We start from the raw sequence: 15,508 nt of genomic DNA on the forward strand, positions 1-15,508 counted from the left end.
TCGGCGCATCCGGCTTGGGAAATGGGTCGGTCGAGGCCACAAAATAAAGTCCGGTCGGGCGAAGGCACAGGACGTAGCAGACCGCGGAAGGCTTGCGCAGCCCCCTCACCTGAAATTGTGATGGCCGTGATGAGCCAAGGCGACCGCAGCGTCATGCCAAGGCATGACGCCCCTCTGTGATGAAGCGAGACTGCCCCCAAACAGGGCGCGCTGCCTACCGGCGCAGCAATCCGCCGAGCGCGCCGCGCACCAGGGTACGGCCGATCGAGCCGCCGAGCTGGCCGCCGATCGACTTGCCGACATTGGCGGCCAGCCCGCCGATCACCTGGTTGGTCACCGATCGCGTCACGTCGCGCGCGATGACCTGCCCCGTCGACAGGCGGCCGCGCTTGACATTGGTGCCGAAGATACCGCCGACGATCGAGCCTATCTGGCCGAGGATGCCGCCGCCGCTTTCGCCGGCCGGACCGTCGGCCGTCGCCGCGGTGCCGGCAATGCGCTTCTGAATCATCTCGTAAGCGGATTCGGAATCGATGGCGGTGTCGTATTTGCCCTTCACCGGGCTCGCATCCATGATCGCCTTGCGTTCTTCCGGCGTGATCGGCCCGATCCGGGCCGATGGCGGCCGGATCATGACACGCTCGACCATGGCCGGCGTTCCGTTGCCTTCGAGGAAGGACACCAGCGCCTCGCCTTTGCCGAGCTCCATGATCACCTTGGCGGTGTCGAGCTTCGGGTTGGGACGGAAGGTCTGGGCCGCGGCCGCAACCGCCTTCTGGTCGCGCGGCGTAAAGGCACGCAGCGCATGCTGCACCCGGTTACCGAGCTGCCCGAGCACGCGGTCCGGCACGTCGATCGGATTTTGCGTCACGAAGTAGACGCCGACGCCCTTGGAGCGGATCAGGCGCACCACCTGCTCGATCTTGTCCATCAGCGCCTTGGGCGCGTCGTTGAACAGCAGATGGGCCTCGTCGAAGAAGAACACCAGCTTCGGCTTCGGCAGGTCGCCGGCCTCAGGCAGCTCCTCGAACAGCTCCGACAGCATCCACAGCAGGAATGTCGCATAAAGCCGCGGGCTCTGGAGCAGCTTGTCGGCGACCAGGATGTTGACCATGCCGCGCCCGTCGCGGTCGGTCTTCATGAAGTCCTTCAGCGTCAGCGCCGGCTCGCCGAAGAATTTGGTGCCGCCCTGGTTCTCCAACACCAGGAGCTGGCGCTGGATGGTACCGACTGTGGCCTTGGTGACGTTGCCGAAGCCCTGCGCCTCCTTCTTGATGTCGCCGAGCGGGCTCTCCTCGGCGTCCGCTCCCTTCTTGCCGGCCTCCGGAACGATGGCGTCGAGCAGCGCGCGCAGGTCCTTCATGTCGATGAGGGTAAGCCCGTTGTCGTCGGCGACGCGGAATGCGACGTTAAGCACGCCTTCCTGCACATCGTTGAGGTCGAGCATGCGCGCGAGCAGCAACGGCCCCATCTCGGTGACGGTCGCCCGCACCGGGTGGCCCTGCTCGCCGAACACATCCCAGAACACCGTCGAGAACTGATCAGGCTGGAATTTCAGCCCCATCTCGGTGGCGCGCTTGACGATGAAATCCTTGGCCTCGCCGACCTCGGAGATGCCGGAGAGGTCGCCCTTGATGTCGGCGGCGAAGACCGGGACACCGGCGCGCGCAAATCCTTCCGCCATGACCTGCAGCGTCACCGTCTTACCGGTTCCGGTTGCGCCGGTGACGAGGCCATGGCGATTGGCCAGCGCCAGCGTCAACCATGCCTGCTCGTTTCCCTTGCCGACGAAGATCTTGTCGTCGGTGTCGCCGAGCGTGCTGTCCTGTGCGGTCATACTTCTCTCTGATCTCTCTGCCGAGTTTCGCGTATTGAAACTCGAATGCACCAGTTCCGTAGTTTAACGCATCTCACGCGCCGATTAAAACCGTTCAACGCGGCCCGAGCATGCGACATTGTCGGAAACAGCCGGACGCCATCAGCCGAAAGTAGGAACGAGGCGTTCGCACCGCGGCAATTTCCTGCTGATTCCATCTCCGCTCTTGCATCGCTGCAACACTTTTCGCGCGTTCGGGAATGAATCGGAACGTTGGCCGCGTTCATCGCTTGTATTTCACATCGCACCGGCTCAAGATCATTTTCGAAAACAATACTCCGGCATGTGAACCGGCTGAGGGGCAGGCCATATGGACGAGCTGATCGGACGGCTGGCGACGAACGCCAGCATAGATAGTGCTGTCGCTGAAAAGACCGTCGGCATTATCCTGGGCTTCCTCCGCAACGAGGGCCCTGCCGAGAACGTCGAAGCCCTGATCAATCAGATTCCCGGTGCGGAAGCGGCGATCGAGGCGTCCAAGAGCGGCGGCGGACTGTCGCGGCTGATGGGCGGCGGCCTGATGGCCGTCGGCACGCGTCTGATGGGGCTCGGCCTCGGCATGTCCGAGATTCAGTCCATTGCCCGTGAACTTTTCCGCTACGGCCGAGACAAAATCGGAGCGGATCAGATGGGCAAGATCATCGCGGGGACGCCGGGCCTCAGCCAATTCGCCTGAGCGACGCTTTTCATATCGAGTATCATGACATATCCGATCTCAGAGATTGAGGGTCTGCCTGCCTTTGCCGCCAACAAGCTGAAGGCGCAGGGCATCCGCACCACCGACGCGCTGCTCGAGGCGGCCTCGACCGTGAAGGGCCGCAAGGCGCTGTCCGCCAAGACCGGCATCAGCGAGCAGCTGCTGCTGGAATGGGCCAACGTCTCCGACTACATGCGCATCCCCGGCATGGGCCGGGCCAAGGTCGGCCTCGTCCGCGCCGCCGGCGTCACCACCGTGCGCGAGCTCGCCTATCGCAATCCGGCGAGGCTCGCCCAGAGCATGCGCGAGGCCAACGAGAAGAGGAAGCTCGTCCGCATCCTGCCGTCGGAGAAGTCGGTCGGCGACATCATCGCCAAGGCCAAGAAGCTTCCGCCGAAGATCACGTACTAGCTACGCGCCGCCCGCATACGATTACAGCGCGCCAATCTTCGGTGTCGTCCCGGCGAAGGCCGGGACCCATAACCACGGGAAGTGGTTTGACGAAGACAAGTCGATACTCCGCCCCTCCGCATCGATAGGTCTCGCGGTATGGGTCCCGGCCTTCGCCGGGACGACGCTGAGGGGAATGCGCGGACCATCGACGCTCCCAATCCCGCCTTGAACTCCCCCTCCCCGACCGCTAAAGCCACCGGCATGAACGCCTCGCCCTCCCCCTCCGTCCCGCCGGCCGGCTCGGCCGGGGCCGACGTGCTGCGGACGCTCGTGGGGCGGCCGATTCCGGCGGTGATGGGCGTGCTCAATGTCACCCCGGACTCCTTCTCCGACGGCGGCGCGTTCATCGCACCCGAGCAGGCATTGGCGCGGGCGCGGGCGATGGTTGCCGCCGGGGTCGACATCATCGATATCGGCGCCGAATCCACCCGGCCCTATACCGGCGCCAAGGCCGTCACGGCCGAAGAGGAGCTGGCCCGGCTGAAGCCGGTGCTCGCAGGCGTGGTTGCGCTCGGCGTTCCCGTCTCGATCGACAGCATGAAGGCGGAGGTCGTGGCCTTCGCGCTCGACCAGGGCGCGGCGATCGCCAACGATGTCTGGGGCCTGCAGCGCGATGCCGCCATGGCGCCGCTGATCGCCGCGAAAGGGGTGCCCGTCATCGTCATGCACAACCGCGACAGCGTCGATCCCGCCATCGACATCGTCGCCGACATGAAGGCCTTCTTCCTGCGCTCGCTGGATACCGCCGCGAAGGCCGGCCTCGCGCGCGACAAGATCGTGCTCGATCCCGGGATCGGCTTCGGCAAGACCGCCGAGCAGAGCATGACCGCGCTTGCGCGCTTGCGCGAGCTCGACATCTTCGGCCTGCCGATCCTCGTTGGCGCCTCGCGAAAACGCTTCATCGCCTCGGTGTCGCCGTCGGAGCCGAAAGAGCGGCTCGCCGGCTCGATCGCCGCGCATCTGATCGCCGCGCAGCGCGGCGCCAGGATCATCCGGACCCACGACGTCGCCGAGACCCTGCAGGCCCTGCGGGTCGCACACGCAATCGAGAGCAAGCCAGAGAACACGCAATGACCGATACGATCTTCGTGACCGGATTGTCGATCCATGCCCGCCACGGCGTGATGGATCACGAAACCGAAGTCGGCCAGCGCTTCGTCATCGATCTCGAGCTCTACACCGACCTGTCGGAGCCGGCGCGCTCCGACCGGCTCGCCGACACGGTGTCCTACGCCGAGGTCGTGGCGACCACGACGGCAGCGTTCAAGAACACCAATTACAAGCTGCTGGAGCGCGCGGCCGGCGCGGTCGCCGATGCCATCCTGTCGCACTTCCCGCGCATCCGCGCCGTCAAGATCACCGTGCACAAGCCGCACGCGCCGATCGCGGCGATCTTCGACGACGTCGGCATCATGCTGACGCGCTCGCGGCACCCCTGATATGGCAAGCGTGCTGATCGCCCTCGGCGGCAATGTCGGCGACGTCCGCACGACGTTCAGGAAGGCGATCGCCCATATCTGCGGCATGGCGCAAGCCGCGGTGATCGCGCGCTCGTCCGACTATGCGACGCCGCCCTGGGGCGACGAGGACCAGGATCCCTTCATCAATGCCTGCGTCGAGATCGAGACCGATCTCGATCCGCACGCGTTGCTGTTCGTGATGCAGAAGGTCGAGCAGAAATTCGGCCGCACGCGCGACAAGGAGCGGCGCTGGGGGCCGCGCACGCTCGATCTCGACATGATCGCCTATGACGACGTATCCCTGCACAAGCCCGACCTGACTCTACCGCATCCGCGCCTGTTCGAGCGCGCCTTCGTGCTGGTGCCGCTGGCCGAAATCGCGCCCGACCGCGTCATCGCAGGCATTCGTGTGCGTGACGGGCTTGCCAGCGTCTCGACGCAAGGCATTGAGCGGCTTCCGGATACCGGTTAACTGAAAACAACCGTTTGCAGGGGCGGCCCGGCGTGGCAATTTCGCCTGCGAACAACAAGATTTTCGGGAGCCCCTGGCCGTATGACCTCCGTGACTGACGACCTGCCGCTGGCGGCGGATTTTCCCAAGGCATCGGCCGAGGACTGGCGCAAGCTGGTCGATGGCGTGCTGAAGGGCGCCCCGTTCGAGAAGCTGGTCGGCAAGACCTATGACGGCATCAAGATCGATCCGCTCTATCCGCGCGCCAAGGGCGTTGCGCCCGTGGCGGGCCGTCCGGCGGCAGCGCCCTGGCAGATCGTGCAGCGGATCGACCATCCCGATGCGGCGCTCGCGAATGCGCAGGCCTTGCAGGATCTGGAGAACGGCGCGACGGGGCTTGCGCTGGTGTTCGCCGGCGCCAATGGTGCTCGCGGTTTCGGCCTGGAACCTTCGGCCGATGCCGTCGCAAAGGTCTTGAAGGGCATTCATCTCGATGCCGGCATCGGGATCGAGCTCGAGATCGGTCCGCAGTCGCGGATGGCCGCGATCCATGTCGCGGAATATGTGAAGAGCGCCGGTCTCGATCCCGCCGCCTGCAATATCCGCTTCGGGCTCGACCCGCTCGCGGCAGGGGCGGTGTGGGGCCATAGCCCGTACACCTGGGAGGAGATCGCGCCTGCCGTCACCGGTGCGATCAAGGGCCTTGCAGCGCTGGGCTTCAAGGGACCGTTTGCCTCCGCCGACGGACGCGTGATCCACGATGCCGGCGGCTCCGAGGTGCAGGAGCTGGCCTTCGTGCTCGCCTGCGACGTTGCTTATCTGCGCGCGATCGAGGGCGCGGGCATTCCGCTCGAGCAGGCGCAGGGCATGGTCTATGCACGGCTCGCCGCCGACGCCGACCAGTTCCTGACCATGGCGAAATTCCGCGCGCTGCGGCTGCTGTGGGCACGCATTGAGACCGCCTGCGGGCTCGCACCAAAGCCGCTGTTCATTGCCGCCGATACGGCCTGGCGCATGCTGACGCAGCGCGACCCCTATGTGAACATGCTGCGTGCGACGATGGCGACGTTCGCCGCGGGGCTCGCCGGCGCCAATGCGATCACCGTGCTGCCGCATACGCTGGCGCTCGGCCTGCCCGATCCGTTCGCGCGCCGCGTGGCCCGCAACACCCAGCTTCTGCTGCTTGAGGAAAGCAACCTCGCCAAGGTCAGCGATCCCGCGGCCGGTGCCGGCGGCATCGAGACGCTGACCGCGCAGCTCTGCGACGCCGCCTGGGCATTGTTCCAGGAGAGCGAGAAAGCCGGCGGCGCCTTCGCCGCGCTCCAGCAAGGCGTGTTCCAAAGCAAGGTCGCCGCAGCCCGCAAGGCGCGCGATGCGAACATCGCCAAGCGCCGCGACGTGCTGACCGGCGCCAGCGAGTTTCCGAACCTGCATGAGAGCCAGACGGCGGTGCTGAAGGCGACGCCGGTCGCGCTGCCGCCTTACGGCGAGCAGAAATACAAGTTCGATGCGCTGCCGCCGATCCGGCTGGCGGAACCGTTCGAAGCGCTGCGCGATAAATCCGATGCGGCCCTGAAGGCGCGCGGGGCGCGGCCAAAGGTGTTCCTCGCCAATCTCGGCACGCCCGCCGATTTCACGGCGCGCGCGACTTTCGCCAAGAGCCTGTTCGAGGCCGGCGGCATCCAGGCCGTCGACAGCGAGGGTTTTAGCGATCCAGCCAAGCTGGCTGCCGCGTTCAAGGTCTCGGGCGCCGAGCTCTCCTGCGTTTGTTCCAGCGACAAGGTCTATGCGGAACACGCCGAGGCCGCGGCGAAGGCCCTGCAATCGGCAGGCAGCCGACATATCTATCTGGCGGGCCGCCCGACTGAAGCTGAGGCGGTGCTGCGGGCCGCCGGCGTCACGGGTTTTGTCTTCGCCGGGGGCGATGCGCTTGCCACGTTGCAGGACGCTTATCGACGGATGGAACAGGCATGACCGAAGCCAGCAAACCCGTGCTCACCGGCGGCTGCCAATGCGGCGCGATCCGCTTTGCGCTGACGGCGACACCGAACAAGATTTCGATCTGCCATTGCCGGATGTGCCAGAAGGCGAGCGGCGCGCCGTTCGCCTCCTTTGCCGATATCAACCGAACCGACTTCGCCTGGACCAAGGGCCAACCGTCGTTCTTCCGCTCCTCCTCGATCGCCGATCGCGGCTACTGCGCGGCCTGCGGCACGCCGCTGAGCTTCGGCCGCATCGACGGCGAGCGGATCGAGATCATGACCGGCGCCTTCGATCGCCCTGACCACGTGGTGCCGACACGGCAGTACGGAACGGAATCCCGCCTCGGCTGGGTGGTCGGCATCGCCAACCTGCCGAGCCAGACCACGCAGCAGAATTACGGGCCGGAGAAGATGGCGACCATCGTCAGCCATCAGCATCCGGACCATGATTGATGATATGGTTGAAGCCATGAGCCGCATTCCCAATTTCGCAAACGTCGCCTTCGAGCGGACCGCAACCACCGCGCCGTCAGGCAGCGCCGAGCCGTGGCTGACGCCTGAGGGCATTCTGGTGAAGCCCGCCTATGGCGAGGCGGATCTGGCCGGGCTCGATTTCCTCGAGACCTATCCGGGCATCGCGCCGTATCTGCGCGGCCCCTACCCGACCATGTATGTCAACCAGCCCTGGACGGTCCGGCAATATGCCGGCTTCTCCACGGCGGAGGATTCCAACGCGTTCTACCGCCGCAACTTGGCTGCGGGACAGAAGGGCCTCTCGGTCGCCTTCGATCTCGCCACCCATCGCGGCTATGACAGCGACCATCCGCGCGTCGGCGGCGACGTCGGCATGGCCGGCGTGGCCATCGATTCCATCTACGACATGCGCACGCTGTTCGCGGGGATCCCGCTCGATCAGATGAGCGTGTCGATGACCATGAACGGCGCGGTGCTGCCGATCCTCGCGCTCTATGTTGCGGCCGCCGAGGAACAGGGCGTGCCGCCGGAGAAACTCTCAGGCACCATTCAGAACGACATTCTGAAAGAGTTCATGGTGCGCAACACCTATATCTATCCGCCCGCGCCCTCGATGCGGATCATCTCGGACATCTTCGCTTACACCTCGCAGAAGATGCCGAAATACAATTCGATCTCGATCTCCGGCTATCACATGCAGGAGGCCGGTGCGACGCAGGACCTCGAGCTCGCTTATACGCTCGCCGACGGTGTCGAATATCTGCGCGCCGGTCTTGCCGCGGGCCTCGACGTCGACCGCTTCGCGCCGCGGCTGTCGTTCTTCTGGGCGATCGGCATGAACTTCTTCATGGAAGTCGCCAAGATGCGCGCGGCGCGCCTGTTGTGGGCGAAGCTGCTCAAGCCGTTCAATCCGAAAGACCCGCGCTCGCTATCGCTGCGCACGCACAGCCAAACCTCGGGCTGGTCGCTGACCGCGCAGGACGTCTTCAACAACGTGATGCGCACGACGGTGGAGGCGATGGCGGCGACGCAAGGCCACACCCAGTCGCTGCACACCAACGCGCTCGACGAGGCGCTGGCGCTGCCGACGGATTTCTCGGCGCGCATCGCCCGCAACACCCAGCTGTTCCTGCAGCAGGAGAGCGGCACCACCCGGATCATCGATCCCTGGGGCGGCTCGTATTACGTCGAGCGGCTGACGCGCGACCTCGCCGCCAAGGCCTGGGGCCACATCCAGGAGGTCGAGGAACTCGGCGGCATGGCCAAGGCCATCGAGGCCGGCGTGCCAAAACTGCGCATCGAGGAGGCCTCGGCCAAGACCCAGGCCCGCATCGACGCCGGCAAGCAGGCGGTGATCGGCGTCAACAAGTACAAGCCGACCGACGAGGCACCGATCGACATCCTCAAGGTGGACAACACCAATGTCCGCCGGCTGCAGATCGACAAGCTGACGCGACTGAAGAGCGAGCGCAACCAGACGGACGTCGATGCCGCGCTCGCCGCGATCACGCGTTCGGCCGGCGAAGGCAACGGCAATCTGCTGGCGCTCGCGATCGACGCGGCGCGCGCCAAGGCGACCGTCGGCGAAATTTCGAACGCGATGGAGAAGGTGTTCGGCCGCCACCGCGCCGAGATCAAATCCATCACCGGCGTCTACAAGCGGGAGGCGTCCAGCATGGGCAACCAGGTCGAGAAGGTTCAGGCGCTGATCGATGCGTTCGAGGAGGCCGAAGGTCGCCGCCCGCGCATCCTGGTCGCCAAGATCGGCCAGGACGGCCACGACCGCGGCCAGAAGGTAATCGCCTCGGCATTTGCCGATATCGGCTTTGACGTCGACATCGGGCCACTGTTTGCGACCGCCGATGAGGCCGCGCGGCAGGCGGTCGAGAACGACGTGCACATCCTCGGTGTCTCCTCGCTCGCCGCTGCCCACCTCACCGCGGTGCCCGAGCTCAAGGCCGCGCTGAAGAAGCAGGGCCGCGACGACATCATGATCATCGTTGGCGGCGTGGTGCCGCCGCAGGACTACGACGCGCTCTACGCGGCCGGCGCCGAGGCGATCTTCCCGCCCGGCACCGTGATCGCAGACGCGGCCGAGGAGCTGATCCGCAAGCTCAACGCGCGGCTCGGGCATAGCGAGGCGGCGGAGTAAACCCGCCGCCGCTTAGGCGCTTTCAGCCATCAAACCGGCAGGCATGCTGCCGCGACCAATCTTGCGACCCGGTGTTCGCGTTCCGCGTTCGGCGCCGGTTCATCTTGTGTGCTTATGATTACGTGCCGGCGTGACCTGTCGGCAGATCGAAATGGAAATGCGGGGGTACTGAAGTGAGATATCGTGCAAGCGCGCGCGCCAGCCTGGCCCTGCGCACCATCGCCGTCCTTTCGGCCATCACAATCATCTCCTTCGCCTCTCCTTCCCTCGCCGCCGATCGGAAGCCCGATGCGGTTCTCAAGAACAAGAACATCGAGGCACGGGTCCTGCTCGACGACCCGATCAAGGCGGAAGCGGCGCTCGCGGCCGATTCTCTCGCAGAAGGGAGAAAGTGGCTCGAGAAAAGCGCGGCGGAAGCGGCAGCCACGCGCAAGACCGACCCGATCCTCTTCAGGGATGGGGGCTGGGACTTCGAGCGCAAATATTCAATCCGCTCGGTCGTCGCCGACCGCTATATCAGCGTGCTCCGCAACGACTACACGGACACCCACGGCGCGCATCCCAATTCCGACGTCAACACGATCCTGTGGGACAAGACCGAGAACAAACGCATCTCGATCCGTCCATTCTTCATTGAGACTGCCGACGACGGCCCGGCGATGAAGGCGATATTGAAAGCCGTGATCGCCTCGCTCAAGATCGAAAAGAAAAAGCGCGATGTGACCGACACGCCGGCCGACGAGCCCTACAAGGATCTCAAGCCAAGTCTCCTGAAGATCGGCGCGGTGACGCTCGCCCCGTCGACCGAGGCCGGGAAGAGCTCTGGCCTCACCTTCCACTATCCGCCCTACGCCGTCGGTGCCTATGCCGAGGGCGCATATGTCGGTTTTGTGCCGTGGGAGACACTAAAGCCCTATCTCACGCCCGAAGGGCTGCGGATCTTCGGCGGCAAGCGGCCGAAGGGCGACGAGGACGATGGGCAGTAAGCCTGTCTTGCCCCGCCAACGTTGCTCACAAGGCGTTGGTAGCGCTACCTTGCAGCCGTGCTGCAAAGCCGACTAGAATGCCGCCATTGACAAGAGCGCCCGGTGTCACGGGCGCCGCTGGGAGGCATTGATGTCCAAGATTTCGCGCCGCACGTTTGCGGCCTCCACCGCTGCAATTGCAGCATCCGCCGCATTCGGCTTCAAGCCGGCACTTGCGCAGGCCTATCCGGCGCGCCCCGTCACGGTGATCGTGCCCTGGGGCGCTGGCGGCGGCACCGACGCAACCGCGCGCATTGTCGCAGCCCTGCTCGAAAAAGATCTCGGCCAGCCCTTCAACGTGGTCAACCGCACCGGCGGCTCCGGCGTGGTCGGCCATAGCGCGATCGCGACCGCGCAGCCCGACGGCTACACCATCGGCATGCTCACCGTCGAAATCTCGATGATGCATTGGCAGGGCCTCACCGATCTGACGCCGAAGAGCTACACCCCGCTCGCCCTGATGAATGAAGATCCGCCGGGTATCCAGGTTTCGTCGTCCTCGCCCTACAAGACGGTCAAGGAGCTTGCCGAGGCGATCAAGGCGGCCCCTCCCGGCAAGTTCAAGGCCTCCGGCACCGGCCAGGGCGGCATCTGGCATCTGGCGCTGGTCGGCTGGATGCAGGCAATGGGCCTGCCCGCCAACCAGGTCGCCTGGGTCCCGTCGAACGGCGCGGCCCCCGCGATGCAGGATCTGGCCGCCGGCGGCCTCGACCTCACCACATGCTCGGTGCCGGAAGCCCGCGCGATCATCGAGGCCGGCAAGGCCAGGAGCCTCGCCATCATGGCGCCGGCGCGCAACCCGATCTTCAAGGACGTGCCGACGCTGAAGGAGGCGATGGGCATCGACTACGCCACCGGCGCCTGGCGCGGCATCGGCGCACCGAAGAACCTGCCGCCGGAGATCGCAGCCAAGCTCACCGCGGCGCTGAAGAAGGTCTACGACTCCGCCGAGTTCAAGGACTTCATGAGCAACCGCGGCTTCGGCACGGTGTGGGGCGATGCTGGCCAGTTCGCGGGCTTCATGGACAAGGGCGACGCCCAGATGGGCGAAGCGATGAAGGCCGCAGGACTGAGCAAGGCGTGATCTGCGCCTGCGATGCTCTGATCGCCTCTCCCCGCGCGCGGGGAGAGGAAGTGCATTTCTCATAGGACCCCTTTCCATGCGTCTTCCCGACTCCGTCACGGGATCGTTTCTCGTCGTGCTTGGCGCGGCCGCCGCCTATGGCGGCTACATCCTGCCGCCGGTGCCGGGGCAGCCGGTCGGCCCCAACGTGTTTCCGCTGGTGATCGGCACGGGCCTCGCGCTATGCGGGCTCGCCATCGTGTTCGGGATCGGACATTCCTTCGAGGAGGAGGAAGAGCTGATCCCGCTCGAGGACGGCCAGGCCGCCGCCCCGCCGCCGCAGGGCAAGCTCTACGGCCTGCGCGCCCTGCTGCCGCCGGCGCTGCTGCTGTTCTACGTCCTTGCCGCCGACCGGCTCGGCTTCATCATCACCGCGGCGATCATGGTCTACATCACCTCGACAGCGCTCGGGGCGAAGTGGAAGCTGGCGCTGCCGCTCGCCGCGCTGTCGCCCTTCGCCATCCACCTCATCTTCGGCAAGCTGCTCCGCGTGCCGCTGCCCGCCGGCCTGCTGCCGACGCCCTGGTAATCCCATGCTCAAGACCCTGATTGATGCCTTCGCGCTGATCTCCACCTGGGAGGTCATCATCGCGATGTTCGCAGCCTCCGTGTACGGCCTCGTCATCGGCTCGCTGCCCGGCCTGTCGGCGACGATGGCGACCGCCCTGCTCGTCCCCGTCACCTTCTATCTGTCGCCGATCGCGGCGATCGCGACCATCGTGGCGGCGTCCTCGATGGCGATCTTCTCGGGCGACATTCCCGGCGCGCTGCTCCGCATTCCCGGCACGCCCGCCTCCGCGGCCTATGCCGACGAGGCCTATGCCATGACGCGCAAGGGCCAGGCCGAGCTCGCGCTCGGCGCCGGCGTCTGGTTCTCCGCCGTCGGCGGCATTGCCGGCGTGCTGTCGCTGATGATCCTGGCGCCGCCGCTCGCCGAGATCGCGCTGTCGTTCTCGACCTTCGAATATTTCTGGCTGGCGTTGCTCGGACTGATGTGCGCCACGCTGGTCGCGCGCTCCTCGCCGGTGAAGGCAATCGCCGGCATGTTCCTCGGCCTGCTCGTCTCCTGCATCGGCATCGAGAATCCCGGCGGCGTGCCGCGCTTCACCTTTGGCATTACCGACCTGTTCGGCGGCATCGAGCCGATCCCGGCGCTGGTCGGCGTGTTCGCGGTGGCGCAGGTGATGCGCGCGATGCTGACGCCCGAGCCGCCGCCGCTGCCGCGCCGGAAATTCGGAAGCATCATGGCCGGTCAGTGGCGGCTGACCAAGAAATATCACTGGCAGATGACGCGCGGAAACATCGTCGGCATCATCATCGGCGTGCTGCCCGGCGCCGGCGCCGACATGGCGGCGTGGGTCTCCTATGCGATGTCGAAGCGCTTCTCCAAGGAGAAGGAAAAATTCGGTACCGGCCATGTCGAGGGCCTGGTCGAGGCCGGCGCCAGCAACAATGCCAGCATCGCCTCGGGCTGGGTACCCTCGCTGCTGTTCGGCATCCCCGGCGACACCATCGCGGCGATCGCGATCGGCGTGCTCTACATGAAGGGTCTCAATCCGGGCCCGACGCTGTTCACCGAGAAGGCGTCGAGCATGTACGCGATCTACCTGATGTTCATCATCGCGAACATCCTGATGATCCCGCTCGGCATCGCCATGATCCGCGTCGCCGCCTACATCCTGCTGGCGCCGCGCTCGACCGTGATGCCGATCATCATGCTGTGCTGCGCCGTCGGCTCGTTCGCGATCGGCAACAACATGTTCGGCGTCGTCACCGTCGCCGCCTTCGGGGTGATCGGCTACGTGATGGAGGCCAACGGCTATCCCGTCGCCGCAATGGTGCTCGGCATCGTCATGGGCACCATGGTGGAGCAGGCCTTTGTGACATCGCTGATCAAGTCCGACGGCAGCATTTTGCCGTTCTTCGAGCGCCCCGTCGCAGCGATCCTCGCGGCAATGGCAATCGGCGCCCTGCTCTGGCCGGTGATGGTGTGGGTCTGGCGGAAGCTGAAACCGATGCAGACGGCTACGGCGACATCCCGGTGATATCGGGCGGGCGGCCCTCGCCTGCCCCGCCTCGGCGTTGTAAAGCAGGGGCATGACTGAGAAGAAGGCCTCGCTGGACATCAAATCCCTCGCCCGCGACCTGCGCGCGGGGAGCCGCGCAGCCCTCGCCCGGGCCATCACGCTGGTGGAGAGCCGGCGCAGCGATCACCAGGCGCTGGCGCGCGAGCTGGTGCAGATGTTGTTGCCCGACACCGGCAAAGCCTTCCGCGTCGGCATCACCGGTTCGCCCGGCGTCGGCAAATCCACCACCATCGACGCGCTCGGAACCTATCTGATCGAACAGGGCCATAAGGTCGCGGTGCTCGCGGTCGATCCGTCCTCGGCGCGCAGCGGCGGCTCGATCCTCGGCGACAAGACGCGGATGGCACAGCTCGCGGCCTCCGACGACGCCTTCATCCGCCCCTCGCCGTCCTCGGGCACGCTCGGCGGCGTCGCCGCCAAGACGCGCGAGGCGATGCTGCTCTGCGAGGCAGCCGGCTTCGGCGTGGTGCTGGTCGAGACGGTCGGCATCGGTCAGTCCGAGACGGCCGTTTGCGACATGACCGATTTCTTCCTCGCTCTGATGCTGCCGGGTGGCGGCGACGAGCTGCAGGGCATCAAGAAGGGGCTGGTCGAGCTCGCCGACATGATCGCGATCAACAAGGCCGACGGCGACAATCTCAAGCGCGCCAGGATCACCGCTGCCGACTATCGCGGCGCGCTGCATATCTTGGCGCCGCGATCCGAGCATTGGCATCCGCCGGTCGAGACCTATTCGGCGCTGACCGGCGATGGCATCGCAAAGATCTGGCAGAAGGTTCTGGATCACCGCAAGGCGATGAATGCCTCCGGCGATTTCGCCGCGCGGCGGCGCGAGCAGCAGGTGAAGTGGATGTGGTCGATGCTGGAGCAACGCATGCTGGCGCGACTGCGCAGCGAGGCCTCGGTGCGCAGCAAGGTCCGCAAGATCGAGGCCGAGGTCGCCAACGGCCATCTCACCCCGGCGCTCGCCGCCGAGCAGATCCTGGAGTTGCTGCAATGAGCGAAAAACTCCGCGTTCTCCTCACCGGCTTCGGTCCGTTTCCCGGCGCGCCCTATAACCCGACCCAGCCGCTGGTGGCACGGCTGACCCAACTGCGTCGGCCGGCGCTCGACGGCGTCACGATCGCCAGCCACATCTTCCCGGTCACCTATGCCGCGGTCGACCGGCAATTGCCGCAGGTGCTGGCGCAGGAGAAGCCGGATGCGCTGCTGATGTTCGGCCTCGCGGCACGCACGCCGTATTTGCGGATCGAGACCCGGGCGCGCAACGCCGTCACCATGCTGTGGCCCGATGCCGCCAACACCCGCTCCAGCAAGCGCGGCATCGCAGGCGCCGCGGACGCAATGACGTTCGGCCCACACACGGCACGGCTGCTGCGCGCCGCGCGTCTCACCGGCATCGACGCCCGCGCCTCGCGCGATGCCGGCGCCTATCTCTGCAATTATTTGAGCTGGCGCGCGATCGAGAATGTCAGGGCGGGCGGCCCGGGGCTCGCCGCTTTCATCCACATTCCCCTGCTGGCACGCAGCGGCGCGGTGCGCCGCAAGGGAGCGCCGCGGATCACGCTGGAGGAATTGGTGGATGCCGGGGAAGCGATGCTGATGGAGATGGTGCAGCTGGCGCGGAAGGAACGCGTTTCGTAGGTGGGCAAAGGCGCCCTTGCGCCGTGCCCACCATCTCTCTCGATCGTGGAAAATACGCGGGCACGCTACGCTTTGCCCCTACGG

Annotated in this window: 15 protein-coding genes; 14 read left to right on the forward strand and 1 reads right to left on the reverse strand. The window is 66.0% G+C overall.

Annotated features, from left to right (window positions below):
* Positions 1–214: 214 nt before the first annotated feature.
* A complete protein-coding gene (locus A7X65_RS26785) occupies positions 215–1,837 on the reverse strand; it encodes a helicase HerA-like domain-containing protein (protein WP_063690931.1) in 1,623 nt (540 codons plus the stop codon).
* A gap of 349 nt (positions 1,838–2,186) precedes the next feature.
* Between A7X65_RS26785 and A7X65_RS26790 the strand changes: the two genes are divergently transcribed.
* The 14 genes from A7X65_RS26790 (at position 2,187) to A7X65_RS26855 (ending at position 15,424) form a co-directional block, all read left to right on the forward strand.
* A complete protein-coding gene (locus A7X65_RS26790; protein WP_063690933.1) occupies positions 2,187–2,552 on the forward strand; it encodes a hypothetical protein in 366 nt (121 codons plus the stop codon).
* A 24-nt stretch (positions 2,553–2,576) separates the two neighbouring features.
* Positions 2,577–2,984: a DUF4332 domain-containing protein gene (locus A7X65_RS26795; RefSeq protein WP_063690935.1), complete on the forward strand. Its 408-nt coding sequence runs from the start codon at positions 2,577–2,579 to the stop codon at positions 2,982–2,984.
* Between the two features lie 243 nt (positions 2,985–3,227).
* The gene (folP, locus tag A7X65_RS26800; protein ID WP_063690937.1) at positions 3,228–4,100 is read left to right on the forward strand and encodes a dihydropteroate synthase; all 873 of its coding nucleotides are present in this window, start codon (positions 3,228–3,230) and stop codon (positions 4,098–4,100) included.
* Positions 4,097–4,465, forward strand: coding sequence for a dihydroneopterin aldolase (gene folB, locus A7X65_RS26805; RefSeq protein ID WP_063690939.1), 369 nt, complete (start codon positions 4,097–4,099; stop codon positions 4,463–4,465). The genes folP and folB overlap by 4 nt, the downstream gene beginning before the upstream one ends.
* A 1-nt stretch (position 4,466) precedes the next feature.
* Positions 4,467–4,958, forward strand: coding sequence for a 2-amino-4-hydroxy-6-hydroxymethyldihydropteridine diphosphokinase (gene folK, locus A7X65_RS26810; RefSeq protein ID WP_063690941.1), 492 nt, complete (start codon positions 4,467–4,469; stop codon positions 4,956–4,958).
* An 81-nt stretch (positions 4,959–5,039) separates the two neighbouring features.
* On the forward strand, positions 5,040–6,911 hold the full coding sequence (locus A7X65_RS26815; RefSeq protein ID WP_063690942.1) for a methylmalonyl-CoA mutase subunit beta: 1,872 nt from the start codon (positions 5,040–5,042) through the stop codon (positions 6,909–6,911).
* On the forward strand, positions 6,908–7,372 hold the full coding sequence (locus A7X65_RS26820; RefSeq protein ID WP_063690943.1) for a GFA family protein: 465 nt from the start codon (positions 6,908–6,910) through the stop codon (positions 7,370–7,372). The genes A7X65_RS26815 and A7X65_RS26820 overlap by 4 nt, the downstream gene beginning before the upstream one ends.
* A gap of 16 nt (positions 7,373–7,388) precedes the next feature.
* Positions 7,389–9,545, forward strand: coding sequence for a methylmalonyl-CoA mutase (gene scpA / locus A7X65_RS26825; RefSeq protein WP_063692524.1), 2,157 nt, complete (start codon positions 7,389–7,391; stop codon positions 9,543–9,545).
* A 209-nt stretch (positions 9,546–9,754) separates the two neighbouring features.
* Positions 9,755–10,531 carry an RsiV family protein gene (locus A7X65_RS26830; protein ID WP_245323963.1) on the forward strand — a complete coding sequence of 259 codons (777 nt, stop codon included), beginning with the start codon at positions 9,755–9,757 and terminating at the stop codon, positions 10,529–10,531.
* Positions 10,532–10,661: 130 nt separating this feature from the next.
* Positions 10,662–11,654 carry a tripartite tricarboxylate transporter substrate binding protein gene (locus A7X65_RS26835; protein WP_063690944.1) on the forward strand — a complete coding sequence of 331 codons (993 nt, stop codon included), beginning with the start codon at positions 10,662–10,664 and terminating at the stop codon, positions 11,652–11,654.
* 76 nt (positions 11,655–11,730) lie between these two features.
* Positions 11,731–12,222, forward strand: a complete 492-nt coding sequence (locus A7X65_RS26840; protein WP_063690945.1) for a tripartite tricarboxylate transporter TctB family protein — start codon at positions 11,731–11,733, stop codon at positions 12,220–12,222.
* Positions 12,223–12,226: 4 nt separating this feature from the next.
* A complete protein-coding gene (locus A7X65_RS26845) occupies positions 12,227–13,738 on the forward strand; it encodes a tripartite tricarboxylate transporter permease (RefSeq protein ID WP_063690947.1) in 1,512 nt (503 codons plus the stop codon).
* Positions 13,739–13,790: 52 nt separating this feature from the next.
* Positions 13,791–14,780 (forward strand): methylmalonyl Co-A mutase-associated GTPase MeaB, encoded by a 990-nt coding sequence (gene meaB / locus A7X65_RS26850; RefSeq protein WP_063690949.1) that lies wholly within the window; start codon positions 13,791–13,793, stop codon positions 14,778–14,780.
* Positions 14,777–15,424 carry a pyroglutamyl-peptidase I gene (locus tag A7X65_RS26855; RefSeq protein WP_063690951.1) on the forward strand — a complete coding sequence of 216 codons (648 nt, stop codon included), beginning with the start codon at positions 14,777–14,779 and terminating at the stop codon, positions 15,422–15,424. The genes meaB and A7X65_RS26855 overlap by 4 nt, the downstream gene beginning before the upstream one ends.
* The last annotated feature ends 84 nt before the right edge of the window (positions 15,425–15,508 follow it).

The organism is Bradyrhizobium stylosanthis (assembly GCF_001641335.1).
Taxonomy (GTDB): domain Bacteria; phylum Pseudomonadota; class Alphaproteobacteria; order Rhizobiales; family Xanthobacteraceae; genus Bradyrhizobium; species Bradyrhizobium stylosanthis.

What these genes read in the sequence shown, in the direction of transcription:
- A7X65_RS26840 (WP_063690945.1), top strand. Translation starts at nt 11,731, where the DNA reads ATGCGTCTTCCCGACTCCGTCACGGGATCGTTTCTCGTCGTGCTTGGC.
- A7X65_RS26820 (WP_063690943.1), top strand. Translation starts at nt 6,908, where the DNA reads ATGACCGAAGCCAGCAAACCCGTGCTCACCGGCGGCTGCCAATGCGGC.
- A7X65_RS26835 (WP_063690944.1), top strand. Translation starts at nt 10,662, where the DNA reads ATGTCCAAGATTTCGCGCCGCACGTTTGCGGCCTCCACCGCTGCAATT.
- folK (WP_063690941.1), top strand. Translation starts at nt 4,467, where the DNA reads ATGGCAAGCGTGCTGATCGCCCTCGGCGGCAATGTCGGCGACGTCCGC.
- scpA (WP_063692524.1), top strand. Translation starts at nt 7,389, where the DNA reads ATGAGCCGCATTCCCAATTTCGCAAACGTCGCCTTCGAGCGGACCGCA.
- A7X65_RS26855 (WP_063690951.1), top strand. Translation starts at nt 14,777, where the DNA reads ATGAGCGAAAAACTCCGCGTTCTCCTCACCGGCTTCGGTCCGTTTCCC.
- A7X65_RS26815 (WP_063690942.1), top strand. Translation starts at nt 5,040, where the DNA reads ATGACCTCCGTGACTGACGACCTGCCGCTGGCGGCGGATTTTCCCAAG.
- A7X65_RS26795 (WP_063690935.1), top strand. Translation starts at nt 2,577, where the DNA reads ATGACATATCCGATCTCAGAGATTGAGGGTCTGCCTGCCTTTGCCGCC.
- A7X65_RS26790 (WP_063690933.1), top strand. Translation starts at nt 2,187, where the DNA reads ATGGACGAGCTGATCGGACGGCTGGCGACGAACGCCAGCATAGATAGT.
- folP (WP_063690937.1), top strand. Translation starts at nt 3,228, where the DNA reads ATGAACGCCTCGCCCTCCCCCTCCGTCCCGCCGGCCGGCTCGGCCGGG.
- A7X65_RS26845 (WP_063690947.1), top strand. Translation starts at nt 12,227, where the DNA reads ATGCTCAAGACCCTGATTGATGCCTTCGCGCTGATCTCCACCTGGGAG.
- A7X65_RS26785 (WP_063690931.1), bottom strand. Translation starts at nt 1,837, where the DNA reads ATGACCGCACAGGACAGCACGCTCGGCGACACCGACGACAAGATCTTC.
- folB (WP_063690939.1), top strand. Translation starts at nt 4,097, where the DNA reads ATGACCGATACGATCTTCGTGACCGGATTGTCGATCCATGCCCGCCAC.
- meaB (WP_063690949.1), top strand. Translation starts at nt 13,791, where the DNA reads ATGACTGAGAAGAAGGCCTCGCTGGACATCAAATCCCTCGCCCGCGAC.